This is a genomic window from Pseudomonas sp. GR 6-02, from assembly GCF_001655615.1.
Taxonomy (GTDB): Bacteria; Pseudomonadota; Gammaproteobacteria; order Pseudomonadales; family Pseudomonadaceae; genus Aquipseudomonas.
Map to the genome: position 1 here is coordinate 4241709 of NZ_CP011567.1, position 14475 is coordinate 4256183.

At 58.2% G+C, this 14475-nt stretch carries 17 protein-coding genes and 4 tRNA genes; 8 read left to right on the forward strand and 13 right to left on the reverse strand.

Annotated features, from left to right (window positions below; genetic code table 11):
- Positions 1–45: 45 nt before the first annotated feature.
- From tig to PGR6_RS18680, 5 genes are all read right to left on the reverse strand, one after another.
- Entirely contained in the window at positions 46–1356 is a 1311-nt protein-coding gene (gene tig, locus PGR6_RS18660; RefSeq protein WP_026286355.1) for a trigger factor, read from the reverse strand.
- A gap of 400 nt (positions 1357–1756) precedes the next feature.
- Positions 1757–1832 (reverse strand) — tRNA-His (locus PGR6_RS18665).
- Between the two features lie 78 nt (positions 1833–1910).
- Positions 1911–1995 (reverse strand) — tRNA-Leu (locus PGR6_RS18670).
- A gap of 57 nt (positions 1996–2052) precedes the next feature.
- Positions 2053–2128 (reverse strand) — tRNA-His (locus PGR6_RS18675).
- Between the two features lie 32 nt (positions 2129–2160).
- Positions 2161–2237: transfer RNA gene (locus tag PGR6_RS18680), tRNA-Arg, on the reverse strand.
- 275 nt (positions 2238–2512) lie between these two features.
- On the opposite strand from PGR6_RS18680, the gene folD reads away from it, so the two are divergent.
- Both folD and pbpG read left to right on the forward strand, forming a co-directional pair.
- Positions 2513–3367 (forward strand): bifunctional methylenetetrahydrofolate dehydrogenase/methenyltetrahydrofolate cyclohydrolase FolD, encoded by an 855-nt coding sequence (folD, locus tag PGR6_RS18685; protein ID WP_018925421.1) that lies wholly within the window; start codon positions 2513–2515, stop codon positions 3365–3367.
- A 261-nt stretch (positions 3368–3628) separates the two neighbouring features.
- Positions 3629–4567: a D-alanyl-D-alanine endopeptidase gene (gene pbpG / locus PGR6_RS18690; protein WP_018925420.1), complete on the forward strand. Its 939-nt coding sequence runs from the start codon at positions 3629–3631 to the stop codon at positions 4565–4567.
- Between the two features lie 58 nt (positions 4568–4625).
- Here pbpG and PGR6_RS18695 read toward each other — a convergent pair whose 3' ends face one another.
- From PGR6_RS18695 to PGR6_RS18705, 3 genes are all read right to left on the reverse strand, one after another.
- Complete coding sequence (locus tag PGR6_RS18695; RefSeq protein ID WP_007940407.1) at positions 4626–4850, reverse strand: hypothetical protein; 225 nt, start codon at positions 4848–4850, stop codon at positions 4626–4628.
- Between the two features lie 12 nt (positions 4851–4862).
- Positions 4863–5078, reverse strand: a complete 216-nt coding sequence (locus tag PGR6_RS18700) for a DUF6021 family protein (protein ID WP_064618912.1) — start codon at positions 5076–5078, stop codon at positions 4863–4865.
- Positions 5079–5172: 94 nt separating this feature from the next.
- Positions 5173–5901, reverse strand: a complete 729-nt coding sequence (locus PGR6_RS18705) for a hypothetical protein (protein ID WP_018925417.1) — start codon at positions 5899–5901, stop codon at positions 5173–5175.
- Between the two features lie 171 nt (positions 5902–6072).
- On the opposite strand from PGR6_RS18705, the gene PGR6_RS30235 reads away from it, so the two are divergent.
- Positions 6073–6243, forward strand: coding sequence for a hypothetical protein (locus PGR6_RS30235; RefSeq protein ID WP_177343097.1), 171 nt, complete (start codon positions 6073–6075; stop codon positions 6241–6243).
- Positions 6244–6323: 80 nt separating this feature from the next.
- Here the strand turns inward: PGR6_RS30235 and PGR6_RS18710 are convergent, their stop codons facing one another.
- Together PGR6_RS18710 and PGR6_RS18715 are read right to left on the reverse strand one after the other, a co-directional pair.
- Positions 6324–7073 carry a TerC family protein gene (locus PGR6_RS18710; protein ID WP_018925415.1) on the reverse strand — a complete coding sequence of 250 codons (750 nt, stop codon included), beginning with the start codon at positions 7071–7073 and terminating at the stop codon, positions 6324–6326.
- Positions 7074–7101: 28 nt separating this feature from the next.
- Entirely contained in the window at positions 7102–7344 is a 243-nt protein-coding gene (locus PGR6_RS18715) for a hypothetical protein (protein ID WP_007940414.1), read from the reverse strand.
- A 156-nt stretch (positions 7345–7500) separates the two neighbouring features.
- On the opposite strand from PGR6_RS18715, the gene nhaR reads away from it, so the two are divergent.
- Positions 7501–8400: a transcriptional activator NhaR gene (gene nhaR / locus PGR6_RS18720; RefSeq protein WP_018925414.1), complete on the forward strand. Its 900-nt coding sequence runs from the start codon at positions 7501–7503 to the stop codon at positions 8398–8400.
- 4 nt (positions 8401–8404) lie between these two features.
- Here the strand turns inward: nhaR and PGR6_RS18725 are convergent, their stop codons facing one another.
- Positions 8405–9559: an MFS transporter gene (locus PGR6_RS18725; protein WP_018925413.1), complete on the reverse strand. Its 1155-nt coding sequence runs from the start codon at positions 9557–9559 to the stop codon at positions 8405–8407.
- Positions 9560–9893: 334 nt separating this feature from the next.
- Here PGR6_RS18725 and sstT point away from each other — a divergent pair, with 334 nt between their 5' ends.
- Positions 9894–11126, forward strand: coding sequence for a serine/threonine transporter SstT (gene sstT / locus PGR6_RS18730; protein WP_064618915.1), 1233 nt, complete (start codon positions 9894–9896; stop codon positions 11124–11126).
- Positions 11127–11196: 70 nt separating this feature from the next.
- Here the strand turns inward: sstT and PGR6_RS18735 are convergent, their stop codons facing one another.
- A complete protein-coding gene (locus PGR6_RS18735) occupies positions 11197–11706 on the reverse strand; it encodes a DUF1993 domain-containing protein (RefSeq protein WP_019579999.1) in 510 nt (169 codons plus the stop codon).
- A gap of 127 nt (positions 11707–11833) precedes the next feature.
- Here PGR6_RS18735 and PGR6_RS18740 point away from each other — a divergent pair, with 127 nt between their 5' ends.
- Positions 11834–12481, forward strand: coding sequence for a YceH family protein (locus tag PGR6_RS18740; RefSeq protein ID WP_018925410.1), 648 nt, complete (start codon positions 11834–11836; stop codon positions 12479–12481).
- A gap of 163 nt (positions 12482–12644) precedes the next feature.
- Here PGR6_RS18740 and PGR6_RS18745 read toward each other — a convergent pair whose 3' ends face one another.
- Positions 12645–13463: a shikimate 5-dehydrogenase gene (locus PGR6_RS18745; RefSeq protein ID WP_018925409.1), complete on the reverse strand. Its 819-nt coding sequence runs from the start codon at positions 13461–13463 to the stop codon at positions 12645–12647.
- A 238-nt stretch (positions 13464–13701) separates the two neighbouring features.
- Between PGR6_RS18745 and PGR6_RS18750 the strand changes: the two genes are divergently transcribed.
- On the forward strand, positions 13702–14070 hold the full coding sequence (locus PGR6_RS18750; RefSeq protein ID WP_018925408.1) for a hypothetical protein: 369 nt from the start codon (positions 13702–13704) through the stop codon (positions 14068–14070).
- Positions 14071–14262: 192 nt separating this feature from the next.
- The gene (locus PGR6_RS18755; RefSeq protein WP_018925407.1) at positions 14263–14457 is read left to right on the forward strand and encodes a hypothetical protein; all 195 of its coding nucleotides are present in this window, start codon (positions 14263–14265) and stop codon (positions 14455–14457) included.
- Positions 14458–14475 lie beyond the last annotated feature (18 nt).

Below are 14475 nucleotides of genomic sequence, written 5' to 3' on the forward strand. Positions count from 1 at the left end.
GCACGAAGGCTGGCTTATGGTGTGTACTTCTTACCGCAAAACCAATCAGTCGGCTTGTGGAGCTTCTACCGGCTTGACCGCTTCTTCGTAAGAGACCGATTTGTCGGTCACGCTAGCTTTCTGCAGAACAGTATCCACAACTTGCTCTTCCAGCACAACCGAACGGACTTCGTTCAGTTGCTGGTCGTTCTTGTAGTACCAGGACACAACCTGCTCAGGCTCTTGGTAGGCCGAAGCCATTTCCTGAATCATCTCGCGAACGCGGGCTTCGTCAGGCTTGAGGTCGAATTGTTTGACCACTTCAGCCACGATCAGACCCAGCACGACGCGGCGCTTGGCTTGCTCTTCGAACAGCTCGGCCGGCAGTTGGTCAGGCTTGATGTTGCCACCGAACTGCTGAACAGCCTGCACGCGCAGACGGTCGACTTCGTTGGACAGCAGAGCCTTAGGCACTTCGATCGGGTTGGTGGCCAGCAGACCGTCCATCACCTGATTCTTGACCTTGGATTTGATCGCCTGACGCAGTTCGCGCTCCATGTTCTTGCGAACTTCGGTGCGGAAGCCTTCCAGACCGGTTTCCTTGATGCCGAATTGAGCGAAGAACTCTTCGGTCAGCTCTGGCAGTTTAGGCTCGGAAACGGTGTTCACGGTCACGGTGAACTCAGCAGTTTTGCCTGCCAGGTCGAGGTTCTGGTAGTCCTCTGGGAAGGTCAGGTTCAGAACGCGCTCTTCGCCGGCTTTAGCGCCAACCAGACCGTCTTCGAAACCAGGGATCATGCGGCCGGAACCCAGCACCAGCTGAGTACCTTTGGCAGAACCACCTGCGAACACTTCACCGTCGACCTTGCCGACGAAATCGATGTTCAGCTGGTCTTCGTTCTGGGCAGCGCGTTCGGCCACTTCAAAACGGGTGTTCTGCTTGCGCAGGACTTCCAGCATCTTGTCCAGATCGGCGTCAGCCACTTCGGCGCTCAGGCGCTCGACGGTGATGCCTTCGAAACCGGCAACGGTGAACTCAGGGAACACTTCGAATACGGCTACGTATTCCAGGTCCTTGCCCGCTTCCAGGGTTTTAGGTTCGATCGAAGGCGAACCAGCCGGATTCAGCTTCTGCTCGACGACAGCTTCGTAGAAGGAAGACTGGATCACGTCGCCCACGGCTTCTTGACGTGCATCAGCCCCGAAACGCTGACGGATCACGCTCATTGGCACTTTGCCTGGACGGAAGCCAGCGATCTTGGCCTTTTGGGCAGTCTGCTGCAGACGCTTGTTGACCTGAGTCTCGATGCGCTCAGCCGGCACGGTGATGCTCATGCGGCGCTCAAGAGCAGAAGTATTTTCAACAGAAACTTGCATGGATATTCCTCGTTGCACAGACGTTAGCCGGCCGTTTCCGACCCCAGAATCAAGGGCATGCATTCTAGTGGGTCAAACTCAAGAAGTCACCCTACTGAAAACGGGTAAAAAAACAGCAGGCAATTTATAGGCGGGGACAAACGGTTGTGCCTCGCCCTGTTAGCAAATACAGCCAATCAAGCCAGGGCTCTGCACCCACCTTCCTATATATAGAAGGAATCGGCAATCCGTCCCTGACAGCCAACCCCGCGAGGGGATCGGCGGGCAAATCAGGCATCATCGAGAAACATAAATACGACGAAGCGACCTGCCCCTGCGGCCCACAACCTGCAGCCACCGACACTCAAACCACTGAAACAAAAAAGGCGCCAGACTGTTAAATCTGGCGCCTTTCGGAATATGGGGTGGACGATGGGGATCGAACCCACGACAACGGGAGTCACAATCCCGTGCTCTACCAACTGAGCTACGCCCACCATATTGCGTGACAAAGAAGCCAAACAACTTCTTTGTTGAACCTCAATCATGCCAATCGGCATGAGTGAAGCTTTATTTGGTGCGGATGAAGAGACTCGAACTCTTACGCCTCGCGGCGCTGGAACCTAAATCCAGTGTGTCTACCAATTCCACCACATCCGCGGGTTGAAGCTGTTAAAGCAAAGGCGCCAGACTATTAATCTGGCGCCTTTCGAAATATGGGGTGGACGATGGGGATCGAACCCACGACAACGGGAGTCACAATCCCGTGCTCTACCAACTGAGCTACGCCCACCATATCGCGCTACTTGTGCCAATGCTGCCTAATGGCGCACCCGGCAGGACTCGAACCTGCGACCATCCGCTTAGAAGGCGGATGCTCTATCCAGCTGAGCTACGGGCGCCTTGTTAATCTGTACCCTTGAAGGACTACAAACTAAGTGCTTTTCAGTCTTGCGGAACCGTAACTCCGCTCGACCTTCTTAACCAGTGCTAGGCTGTGCCCGACAAGTGCGACGAATAGTATAGAGCCCCCTGAAGGTCGTCAAATCCTTTTTGAAAAAAATTCATTTAATTAAAGGAGTTAGGGGAATTTGCAGACCAAGCGCCTTTGCCCTCACCTCGTGACATGCGAGAATGCGCTCTCTTTTTTTCCCCTCTCGATGGTTAATCACGCGCAATGACTGCACAACTAATCGACGGCAAATCGATCGCCGCCAGCCTGCGCCAGCAGATCGCCAAACGAGTTGCCGAGCGTCGCCAGCAAGGCCTGCGCACACCCGGCCTCGCGGTGATCCTGGTCGGCAGCGATCCTGCCTCTCAGGTTTATGTCTCGCACAAGCGTAAAGACTGTGAAGAGGTCGGCTTCCTATCCCAAGCCTATGACCTGCCTGCCGACACCACTCAAGCAGCGCTGACCGATCTGATCGATCGCCTGAACGACGACCCGGCAATCGACGGCGTTCTGCTTCAGCTGCCTCTACCTGAACACCTGGACGCCTCCAAATTGCTGGAGCGCATTCGTCCCGACAAGGACGTCGACGGTTTCCACCCTTATAACGTCGGTCGCCTGGCCCAGCGCATTCCGCTGCTGCGCCCGTGCACGCCCAAAGGCATCATGACGCTGCTGGAAAGCACCGGCGTCAATCTTTACGGGATGGACGCGGTCATTGTCGGGGCTTCCAACATTGTTGGTCGTCCGATGGCGATGGAACTGCTGCTGGCCGGTTGCACCGTGACTGTCACCCACCGCTTCACCAAGGATCTGGCCGGCCACGTCGGTCGCGCCGACTTGGTAGTGGTTGCCGCCGGCAAGCCGGGCCTGGTCAAAGGTGAGTGGATCAAGGAAGGCGCGATCGTGATCGACGTCGGCATCAACCGTCAGGCAGACGGCAAACTGGTCGGCGACGTGACTTACGAATCCGCCCTGGCCCGTGCCGGCTGGATCACTCCGGTACCGGGTGGCGTCGGCCCGATGACCCGCGCCTGCCTGCTGGAAAACACGTTGTACGCCGCCGAAACACTGCACAGCTGAGTTAACTCTCACCCTGCTGCACCCAAAAGAACCCCGCCCATCGCGGGGTTCTTTTTGCCTGTAGCAAACAGCTCGATCACAGAGGTCGGACAACTGCAAAGCCAAATAGTAAAGAAAGAGTTACAGCATTAAATATTCTTCACTTTTACCCCCCGTCTTGCAGGCGCCTATGGCTTTCCTGGCACATACTCCTAAAATGCGTCGTTTTTAAGAAACAGCCCGTTACAGAACGGCATATCCACCCTTTATGAGTCTGCCAGCGTGAAAATCCGTCTTTCCATCCTGAGCCTAGTTTTTGCAGTTACAGGGACTTTCATCACGCCAACGGTCAACGCCGGTGAAACCACCGCGGCACCACGAGACACTGCACAACTGAAGATCGCTTCCGGCAGCGCTTTGCTGATGGATCTGCAAACCAACAAAGTCATCTATGCCAGCAATCCTGACGTCGTCGTACCCATCGCCTCCGTCAGCAAACTGATGACCGGCCTGGTGGTCGTAGAAGCGCGGCAGAACATGGACGAATATATTCCCGTCAACATCAGCGACACCCCGGAAATGAAAGGCGTGTTCTCCCGAGTCAAACTCCAAAGCGAATTGACGCGCCGCGAGATGCTGCTGATCGCCCTGATGTCATCGGAAAACCGTGCCGCCGCAACCTTGGCGCATCACTATCCGGGCGGTTACGTCGCGTTCATTGCCGCCATGAACGCCAAAGCCAAGGCGCTGGGCATGACCAGTACCCACTTCGTCGAACCGACGGGTCTCTCCCCGCGCAACGTGTCCACCGCCCGCGACCTGAGCAAACTGCTGATCGCCGCGCACAAGTACCCACTCTTGACCGAGCTGAGCACGACCAAGGAAAAAACCGTTACATTCCGTAAACCCAACTACAGCCTGGGTTTCCACAATACCGACCACTTGATCAACAAGCCGAACTGGGACATCAAGCTGACGAAAACCGGGTTTACCAACCAGGCCGGCCACTGCCTGGTGTTGGTGACCAGCATGGGCAACCGTCCGGTTGCGCTGGTGATTCTCGATGCCTTCGGCAAGTACACGCACTTTGCCGATGCAACCCGTATTCGCAGCTGGGTTGAAACCGGCAAGAGCACCAACGTGCCGTCCGTCGCCCTTCAATACAAGTCAGACAAGAACCTCAAGCATCGCCAGAGCGGTGTGATTGAAGCCTCAAAATAAGGTCGAAACATCCATAAATGAAAAGCCCCGAATATTCGGGGCTTTTTTTGTCCGGCGGTCAATCATTGGGCAACGGCATCTGATCGTCATCCGGAATGCCGTCCCCGGCACTCGGGTCTCGCCAGCCCTGCGGATGCTTCGTCGGCACCACGGTCGGCCTGGCCAAGGGATCCCTTAGCGGGCTGTCTGGGTCCATCACCGGATCCACGTCCGGCTCAAGGGTTGTTGGAACACTGTCGGGAGAGTCCGGATGTTTGTCGTCGAAGCTCGAATCGGTAGACATATGCACCTCTCACTAAGACTTGGGTCTCAGATTACCGAGTGGGTCGTAAGGCTTGGCCGGCTTCTTCTTGCCCTCCTCACCCGGCTTTATGTCCCTGGGCGCCCTGGCAGGTCCGATGGGGTCGACCTGAGGATCAGCAACGTCCGGAGAGTCGGGGTCGAACCCCAACTCATTATCGGACGAATGCTCGGACGAGTGTGGGCCGACGGGGGTATTGGATTGAGCCATGGACGCCTCCTGGTCACGGCCCGGCGAGAAACCCGGGCCCTTTACATCAGAGGCGAACAACGTCGAGTAGTGCCCGGCGGATGACAAACGGAAACTACTGCGCGGTCAGCGCCTTCTTCGCCCTGGCTGCCGCCTGCTCCTGACCTGACTGGGCAAGATCGTTCGCCGCTTTCAGCCAGCGCTGCTGATCGACGTTGGCCGGAATCTGGTCCGGCTTCTGGATCAAAACGGCCCAACCGCCTGCATTCTCGAGCGCCGACTCAAAGGCGCTGAACCCCATCAGCAACCGACGATCCATCCCGGTGCGCAGCAACACGGTCTGCTTCTGACGGTTGTAACCGGCAAGAATGGCGTATCGCGGCCCGGCCCAGAATGCCGAGCCTTCAGTAATGCGTACCATCACCGGATAACCGGCTGCGACCTGGGTCAGCAGCGCCGGCAATTGGCTGTCGAGGGGATAGACCACCATCCCGTATTCGCGGGCGAGGTTTTGCATGTTCTGCTGCAACCGGTCTTCGGCGCCCGGTAAATTCAGGGGCTTTTCGAGCAACCCTGGAGTTATCACGATGTCCTGTTGGGACAACAGGCTGGCCAGCACTTGAGGCCCGCTCTGATAACTTTGCCCACGGTAGAACGTACCGCTGAGTTCGACACGCTCCGGCAGACGCTTGATCTCAGGCGCTACGCTCCCCGCGCAGCCAGCCAGGCCGGCAACGCAGCCAACGATCAGTGCCAAAGATCGAATTCGAGAAAATACCCGCACCATCATCACTCTCTTGTTCAGACGCCAGGCGATCACGCAGCCGGCTTGGCCGTCGATCATAGGATGCCGCGCGACAGCGGTATAGCCTTAACCGGCAGTTGTTTGCATTTGATAGAGCGAACGGGTTGATGACAGGCGACCTTTGGTCAATAGCCTGAAACACAGCAACGGCTAGACTGTCCTTTACCAAGGAAGAGTGTGCGCCCGCGGCAGGGCAAAGAGGAGGCACTGATGAGCCTGACAATGACCATTGTGATGTTGATTTCCGGCTGGCTGGCAGTGGCCGCCGCCATGTTGTGGGGCGTTTTGCGCATTACCCGTCGGCACCATCACCACCCGGTTAAATCGGCGCCCGCGGCCAAAACCGATAAACCGGCTACACACCCCATCACCGCGCACTGACTGGCGCTTTTCAGTCGTACAAACAAAAAACGGCCGCCTGGACTCTCGCAAGTTCAGGCGGCCGTTTCGTTTATCGGCGATTAAGCTTCTGCGGCAACGCGCCTCTGTTTGGCCCGCCGCGACAGCATGTTCAAGCCTTCGATCGTCGCCGAGAACGCCATGGCCGCGTAGACATAGCCTTTCGGTACGTGGGCGCCGAAACCTTCGGCGATCAGCGTCATGCCGATCATGATCAAGAAGCCCAGCGCCAGCATCACCACCGTCGGGTTGTCGTTGATGAACTTGGCCAACGGGTCAGCAGCCAGCAACATCACCAGGACCGACACCACCACCGCGATGATCATGATCGGCAAATGCTCGGTCATGCCGACAGCGGTAATGATGCTGTCGATGGAGAACACCATGTCGAGCATCAGGATCTGACCGATGGCGGCGGCAAAGCCCAGGGTCACGGTCGAGGTGGCCGACGTCGGGTCTTCCGGCGACGGGTCCATGCTGTGATGAATCTCGGTGGTCGCCTTCCACAACAGGAACAGGCCGCCGGCGATCAGGATCATGTCCTTCCAGGAGAACGCGTGGCCGAGAATGTCGATCACCGGTTCAGTCAACTGGACGATAAACGCGATGGTGCTCAACAGCGCCAGGCGCAGGATCAACGCCATGCCGATACCAATGCGCCGCGCCTTCTGGCGATGCTGCTCGGGCAGCTTATTGGTGAGGATCGAGATGAAGATCAGGTTATCGATGCCGAGCACGATTTCCATCACCACCAACGTGGCCAGGGCGACCCAGGCGGTGGGGCTTGCAGCGAGTTCTAAAAGGTATTCCATGGGTCAGTCCTGACTCGTTGTAGACGGTTTAGATTTCCTGGGACGAAGAGTCGGTTTTGCCCGTCTCTTTGGCCGGTTGTTCTTTCTTGCTGATCAGGCCACTCGTGGCCTCGCTCAACGCTTGTTCGGCGGCTTTGTGGGTATCGTCAATCGCCTGTTTGGCGCTTTCGGCGGCCTTGCCCATCAATTGCTGAGCACTTTTCTCGGCCTGGTCGCAACCGGCCAACACCAGTAAAGAGGTGATCAGCAGCGCGGTGGTTTTAAGCTTCATGATGCTTTCCTCGATAGGACAGACAGAACCCGAAAGGCGATCCGTCGATAGCGAGGCAGTCTAAAGAGGCAAACACTTCAGGAAAATTCGTATTTTCAGCGGTTATACTTCGGTTTTTACGAATCCATAGCAAAACACACGCTACGGGGAACATGAATGCTGAATTATCGACAGCTGCATTATTTCTGGGTGGTGGCCAAGACCGGCAGCATCGTGCGCGCCTGCGAGCAGTTGAACCTGACACCACAGACCATCAGCGGGCAGATTTCCCTGCTCGAACAAACCTATGGCATTGAATTGTTTCGCCGGGTCGGGCGGCAGCTGGAACTCACCGAAGCCGGGCGTCAGACCCTGCCCTACGCCGAGCAGATGTTTCAACTCGGGGGCGAGCTGGAGCTGATGCTGCGGGCGCAGCCCAATGAGCAACAGATTCTGTTTCGGGTGGGCGTCGCCGATGTGGTGCCCAAATCCATCGTCTATCGACTGATCGCGCCGACCATGGAGTTGAGCGAGCCGCTACGCATCACCTGCCGCGAAGACAAACTGGAACGATTGCTCGCCGACCTGGCGATTCAACGCCTCGACCTGGTGATTTCCGACAGCCCGATGCCCTCGCATCTGGACATCAAGGGCTACAGCCAGAAGCTCGGCGAATGCGGTATCAGCTTCTTTGCCACCGCTGAATTGACGGCGCGATACGGCCAGGATTTCCCCCGCAGCCTGCACGGCGCCCCGTTGTTGATTCCCGGGCCGGAAACCGTGGTGCGCAGTCGCTTGCAACGCTGGTTTGCCGAACAGCAGATTCAGCCGCGAATCGTCGGCGAGTTCGACGACAGCGCTTTGATGCAGGCTTTCGGCCAATCCGGTAGCGGGATTTTCATCGGCCCGAGCGTGATTGCCGACGAGGTGAAACGCCAATGCGGCGTGGAGTTGATCGGCCAGACCGACGCGGTGCGCGAGTCGTTCTACGCCATTTCGGTGGAACGCAAGGTCAAGCACCCCGGCATTGTCGCCATTACCGAAGGTGCCCGACGCGAGCTGTTCACCGAGATGTGAAGCCTCAGGCGCAGACTTCGCGAGGTTTGAAGGTCATCAGCGCCATGGCCAGGAGAATCGAAACCAGGATAAAACCGGCTGCGGCGAAACCCAGTCCGCCCAGGCCCACACTGTCGATCACCCGGCCGCCAACCATGGCGCCCAGGCCGATCCCGAGGTTGGCCCCGGCAATGTTCAACGACGCCGCGAAGGCCGGCGCTTCAGGCGCCGCCTTCATCAACCGCACATGACTGACCAGGAACAACGCCGCCTGGGTCACCCCCCAAATCCCCATCGCCGCCGCCAGCCCCAGCGGCGAGTGAATGTTCGGCACCAGCGTCACCATGCCGGCAATCATGAACGCGCAAAACGTCATAGAAGCGATCAGCGGGTGACGATCCACCGCGCGACCGCCCAGCGAGTTGCCGATCAGCCCGACCGCGCCGAAGCCCATCAGACACCAGCCGACCACGGTGCCGTTGAAACCGGCGAGGCGTTCAAGAATGTCGGCCAGGTAGGTGTAGGCGGTGAACATGCCGCTGAACACCAGGATCGACAGCAGAACATGACCCAGCATCAGCGGGCTGCGCAAGATCTTGAATTGCGAACGAAAACTCACCTGATGCTGGTGCAGGCTGGTTTTCGGCAAATAGATAAACAGCAGCAGCGCCTTGGCAAACGCAATCACCGCCAGAATGCCGAAAGCACTGCGCCAACCGAACGCATCGGAAATCAACGTGCCGACCGGAATGCCGAATACGGTGGCGCAGACGATGCCGAAACCAATCTTGGCAATCGCCCGCCCGGCGTAGTCCGGTCCGACGATGTCCACCGCGGTTTCACTGGCCAACGCCCAGAACACCGGCAACCCCAGCGCCGGAATCAACCGGGCAATGGCCATCACCCAAATGTTCGGCGCAAACGCCGCCAGCGTGTTGGCCAGGCCGAACATGATCAACACGCTGATGAACAGTTTGCGCCGTTCAAACCTTGCGAAATACGCTGTCAGGAACGGCCCGAACGCGGCCACGGTGAACGCGAACAGGGTCACCAGCAAACCCGCTTGAGGGATGCTGACGTCCAGGTCACGGGCGATTGCCGGCAACAGGCCGACGATTATGAATTCCGTGGTCAGCACCGTGAAACCGGCGGCGGACAACAGAAGAATGGGCAACAGCATGCAGAACTCCAGGAAAACGACGACACCAGCGACAGCCCGAAGGCCCACTGGCAGAACTAGAAAATGAGGATGGCGAAGCTTAACAGAGTGTTTCCAAACGAAGTTGCACGAACCTGCAAATCGCGTTGAACAATCGGGTGGCAGATCGTCACAGGTCTGAAGGATCGCGGCTACGCTGTGATAAAGTCCGCGACCCGCGAGATTGACACCTTGCTCATCGGCCATTGATTGGCATTGATGTGGCGACCCCTTCGGTTCCCTCCATGTAGCCTGCCCGGCTTTTTGCTGCATGAGCCAAGGAACCCTGCACCCTAATAAAATCAGAGATACCGTTATGACCGCTTCATCCCCTTCTCTTTTGCAACGCCTGAAACGCAGCAGCCTGGTCACGCAAATCATCATCGGCCTGATCGCCGGGATTGCCCTGGCCCTGTTCGCGCCTGAGGTGGCGAAGTCCACCGCCTTCATTGGCAAAGTATTCGTGTCGGCGCTCAAGGCTGTCGCGCCTATCCTGGTGTTCGTGCTGGTCATGGCCTCGATTGCCAATCATAAGCACGGCCAGGAAACCCATATCCGGCCGATCCTGTTTCTGTATCTGCTGGGCACCTTCGCCGCAGCCGTGGTTGCAGTGATCGCCAGTACGCTGTTTCCGTCGAGCCTGGTGCTGTCGACCCAGGACGTTGCGGTCACCGCGCCGGGCGGCATCAGCGAAGTGCTGCAAAGTCTGTTGCTGAGCGTGGTCGATAACCCGGTCAGCGCACTGATGAACGCCAACTTCATCGGCATTCTGGCGTGGGCGATCGGCATGGGCATTGCGATCCGCCATGCTGGCGAGACGACGCGCGAAGTGCTGGGCGACCTGTCCAATGGCGTGACCGTGATCGTGCGCCTGGTGATTCGCTTTGCGCCGCTGGGGATCTTCGGTCTGGTGGCTTCGACCCTCGCCACTTCCGGTTTCGGCGCATTGATCGGCTATATGCACCTGCTGGCGGTGCTGCTGGGCTGCATGCTGTTCGTCGCGTTGGTGATGAACCCGGTCATCGTGTTCTGGAAACTGCGCCGCAACCCGTATCCGCTGGTACTCACCTGCCTGCGCGAGAGCGGCATCACCGCCTTCTTCACCCGCAGCTCGGCGGCGAACATTCCGGTCAACCTGGAATTGAGCAAACGCCTGGGCCTGCATGAAGACACCTATTCGGTATCGATCCCGCTCGGCGCGACCATCAACATGGCCGGCGCGGCGATCACCATCACTGTGCTGACCCTAGCCGCCGTGCACACCCTGGGCATCGCCGTGGATATTCCGACGGCCATTCTGCTCAGCGTCGTCGCGGCAATTTGTGCCTGTGGCGCCTCGGGCGTGGCGGGCGGTTCGTTGTTGCTGATTCCGCTGGCGTGCAGCCTGTTCGGCATCCCGAGCGAAATCGCCATGCAGGTAGTGGCGGTCGGCTTCATCATCGGTGTATTGCAGGACTCGGCGGAAACCGCGCTGAACTCCTCCACCGACGTGCTGTTCACCGCGGCGGCTTGCCAGGGTGAAGAGTTGAAGGCGCAGCGTTTGGCGTAGAACGCACCGACGAAAACGAAAAAGCCCGCCAAGGCTTACACCTTGGCGGGCTTTTTTGTACCTGGGTGGTTTAGAACGCGCCCATGTAATCGCGCTTGCCCACTTCCACACCGTTGTGACGCAGCAATGCGTAGGCAGTGGTGACGTGGAAGAAGAACTGCGGCAGACCGTAGCTCAGCAGGTAAGCCTGGCCAGTGAAGCGCTTCTCTTTAGGGGTGCCAGGACGGGTCACGATTTCGATGCCTTCCTTGCCGTTGATTTGCTCGGGTTTGATCTCGCCGATGAAGGCCAGAACCTTGGCGATCAACGCTTGCAGTTCGGCGAAGGTGGTTTCGGTATCGTCGTATTTCGGCAGTTCGATTTCAGCCAGACGCGCCGAAACACCCTTGGCGAAATCAACGGCGATCTGCACCTGACGCACCAGCGGGAACATGTCCGGGTACAGACGGGCCTGCAGGAATGCGTTCGGGTCGATGTTTTTCGCGGTAGCGTGGGCTTCGGCCTTGCTCAGGTTGTTGCTCAGGGCGTTGAGCATTTGCTGGAAAACCGGAACGGATGCGGCGTACAGGGAAATAGTCATGGCAGTCTCGTGTGGTGACGGGAGTAAAAAACGTGGAGCGATTATAGCCATGCCGGCGCGCCCTGCGACTTGTCTTTTATCCAGCAAGGATTAGGCTAGGCGGCTCGACTGCCTAGGGAAAAGCGCGATGAGCACTGAACAAGAGACGACCTTCGACGAACCGCGGCTCAACAGCACGGAAATCCGCATTTTGGGCTCGTTGATCGAAAAACAGGCCACCAGCCCGGAAACCTATCCGCTGACCCTCAATGCCCTGGTGATTGCCTGCAACCAGAAAACCAGCCGCGAACCGGTGATGAACCTCAGCCAGGGCCAGGTTGGCCAGAGCCTGCGCGCCCTTGAAGGTCGCGGCTTCACCCGGCTGGTGATGGGCAGCCGTGCCGACCGCTGGGAACATCGGGTCGACAAGGCGCTGGAACTGGTGCCGGCGCAGGTGATTCTGACGGGGCTGTTGTTCCTGCGCGGTCCGCAGACGGTCAACGAACTGCTGACCCGCAGCGGCCGCATGCATGACTTCGAAGATGCCGAACAAGTGGTGCATCAACTGGAGCGCTTGATCGCCCGAGGCCTGGCGCTGTTGATCCCGCGCCAGGCCGGTCAGCGCGAAGATCGTTACATGCATGCGCTGGGTGATCCGGCGGATATCGAAGCGATCCTCGCGGCCCGACAGAATCCGGTGGAACGTGGCACCGGTGGCGGTGTGTCGGTTGAGCGAATCGAAGAGCTTGAAGCGCGAATCGCGGCACTGGAAGAACGCCTGGCGCGCCTCGAATAACCCTTCCCGATGTACCGAGTTCCCTGTGGCGAGGGAGCTTGCTCCCGTTCGGCTGCGAAGCAGCCGCAAGGCCGGCAAACTCGGTGTGCTGACTGCTTTGGGGCCGCTTCGCGACCCAACGGGAGCAAGCTCCCTCGCCACAGGTCCAACCGATAATCGGAATTCAGCTCCGGGCAAACGCCACGGCTTTCTGAAACTGCTCATCGGTCGGTCGCACACCGGTGTACAACACGAACTGCTCCAGCGCCTGGATGGCAATCACTTCCAGCCCGGTGATCACCCGTTTGCCTTCGGCACGAGCACGCACGATCAGCGGTGTTTCCGAGGGAATCGCCACCACATCGAAGACCGTTTCAGCGGCAGCGATGGCTTCAGGGGGAAACGCCAGTTGATCGGCTTCCGGGCCACCGGTCATGCCGATCGGCGTGACGTTGATCAGCATCTGCGGGCGTTGAGCACCCAGTTCCGCCTGCCATTGGTAACCCAGCGATTCGGCCAGGGCACGCCCGGCGCGTTCGTTACGGGCCACGATCAAGCCGTTTTTGTAGCCGCCATCGCGCAAGGCACTGGCCACAGCCTTGGCCATGCCGCCGCTGCCGCGCAGGGCAAAGGTCGAATCCTTGGGCACCTGGTGGGTTTCGAGCAACTGGGCGACGGCGATGTAATCAGTGTTGTAAGCCTTGAGGTGGCCGTTGGTGTTGACGATAGTGTTGATCGATTGAATAGCCTCGGCCGATGCATCCAGCTCATCGACCAGCGCGATGCAGGCCTCCTTGAACGGCATCGACACGCCGCACCCCCGAATGCCCAACGCACGAATGCCGCTGACAGCCCCCGTCAGGTCCTGGCTGCTGAAGGCTTTGTAGTAAAAATTCAGCCCCAGTTGTTCGTACAGATGATTGTGAAACCGCAGGCCGAAATTGCCGGGACGGCCCGAGAGTGACATGCACAACTGGGTGTCTTTGTTGGGGTTCATCTGCATCCGAATCTCCTTCAGTAGCACTTTCAGATGGACGGAATTAACAATTCCACCGGATTGTGGTCGATCATAAGGGTATGTCTGTACCAGACAGCACCGTAAAGAAACCGGTACAGACCTTACACAAAATTTACCCAACGGCTGTGCTGATTTTCAAAAAATTGCTGTCTTAGAAGTATCCCCGCGACAACTTGTGTCTATTGCAGACCCAAGCGCCGGGTCGAAGAACCGAGGACTTATCATGATCCGTAAAATCCCCACAGTAGCCTTGCTGATCGGTGCTCTCGCTATCGCAGGGCAGGCAGAAGCAGGTGGTCGTGGCTGGGAAGGTCCGGCTGTGTTTGGTGCGATCGTCGGCTCGGCAATCATCGGCTCGGCAATTATCGGCCGCGACCGGCCGGTGTATGTAGAGCAACCGGTTTACGCTCAGCCTCAACCGGTTTACGTACAGCCACCGCCCGTTTACTACCAACCGGCGCCGGTCTATGTCCAACAACCGATGTACTACCGCCCGGCACCGATTTATTACGGTCCACCACGCGGCTACTATGGCCCACCGCGCGGCTACTATGGCCATCCCCATGGTTATTACCGTGACGACCGCTGGTAACAGACTCATCAGGCCCCGCCTCAACAGCGGGGCCTTTTTTGTGGCCGCAAGGCGAACGGAGTCTGAATAAATCTCGTCAAGGTCGCTGTCGGGACAGTACCGGCAGGTAAAGTCGGTCATATTTATGTCATGACAGGCCCGCAAGCTTGATCTGTCCATAAACAACAGGTTGATAAAAACAAGGACGACCTCATGCCCACACAAAACCCGCACCGCATTGTCGGCTTGTGCACATCCAGCAAGGTGTACAACGCACTGACCGAGCTCAAGCACCTGGAAGGCCATCGCAGCGCCAAGTTTCTCTCGCTGCTGGCGGAAAACCTGGTGCGCAAAGGCCTGCTCAATGAACAGGAAGTCGTGCATATGCTCGATCAAGTCGTGGACTGATCGCCAACACTCACTGGC

Excerpts from the sequence above, each read along its gene's own strand:
- PGR6_RS18725 (WP_018925413.1), bottom strand. The coding sequence starts at position 9,559 with ATGCTGTTGCCCATTCTTCTGTTGTCCGCCGCCGGTTTCACGGTGCTG.
- PGR6_RS18715 (WP_007940414.1), bottom strand. The coding sequence starts at position 7,344 with ATGAAGCTTAAAACCACCGCGCTGCTGATCACCTCTTTACTGGTGTTG.
- sstT (WP_064618915.1), top strand. The coding sequence starts at position 9,894 with ATGACCGCTTCATCCCCTTCTCTTTTGCAACGCCTGAAACGCAGCAGC.
- folD (WP_018925421.1), top strand. The coding sequence starts at position 2,513 with ATGACTGCACAACTAATCGACGGCAAATCGATCGCCGCCAGCCTGCGC.
- nhaR (WP_018925414.1), top strand. The coding sequence starts at position 7,501 with ATGCTGAATTATCGACAGCTGCATTATTTCTGGGTGGTGGCCAAGACC.
- PGR6_RS18740 (WP_018925410.1), top strand. The coding sequence starts at position 11,834 with ATGAGCACTGAACAAGAGACGACCTTCGACGAACCGCGGCTCAACAGC.
- PGR6_RS18750 (WP_018925408.1), top strand. The coding sequence starts at position 13,702 with ATGATCCGTAAAATCCCCACAGTAGCCTTGCTGATCGGTGCTCTCGCT.
- PGR6_RS18710 (WP_018925415.1), bottom strand. The coding sequence starts at position 7,073 with ATGGAATACCTTTTAGAACTCGCTGCAAGCCCCACCGCCTGGGTCGCC.
- PGR6_RS18700 (WP_064618912.1), bottom strand. The coding sequence starts at position 5,078 with ATGGCTCAATCCAATACCCCCGTCGGCCCACACTCGTCCGAGCATTCG.
- PGR6_RS18705 (WP_018925417.1), bottom strand. The coding sequence starts at position 5,901 with ATGATCGACGGCCAAGCCGGCTGCGTGATCGCCTGGCGTCTGAACAAG.
- PGR6_RS18695 (WP_007940407.1), bottom strand. The coding sequence starts at position 4,850 with ATGTCTACCGATTCGAGCTTCGACGACAAACATCCGGACTCTCCCGAC.
- PGR6_RS18735 (WP_019579999.1), bottom strand. The coding sequence starts at position 11,706 with ATGACTATTTCCCTGTACGCCGCATCCGTTCCGGTTTTCCAGCAAATG.
- tig (WP_026286355.1), bottom strand. The coding sequence starts at position 1,356 with ATGCAAGTTTCTGTTGAAAATACTTCTGCTCTTGAGCGCCGCATGAGC.
- PGR6_RS18745 (WP_018925409.1), bottom strand. The coding sequence starts at position 13,463 with ATGCAGATGAACCCCAACAAAGACACCCAGTTGTGCATGTCACTCTCG.
- PGR6_RS18755 (WP_018925407.1), top strand. The coding sequence starts at position 14,263 with ATGCCCACACAAAACCCGCACCGCATTGTCGGCTTGTGCACATCCAGC.
- PGR6_RS30235 (WP_177343097.1), top strand. The coding sequence starts at position 6,073 with ATGAGCCTGACAATGACCATTGTGATGTTGATTTCCGGCTGGCTGGCA.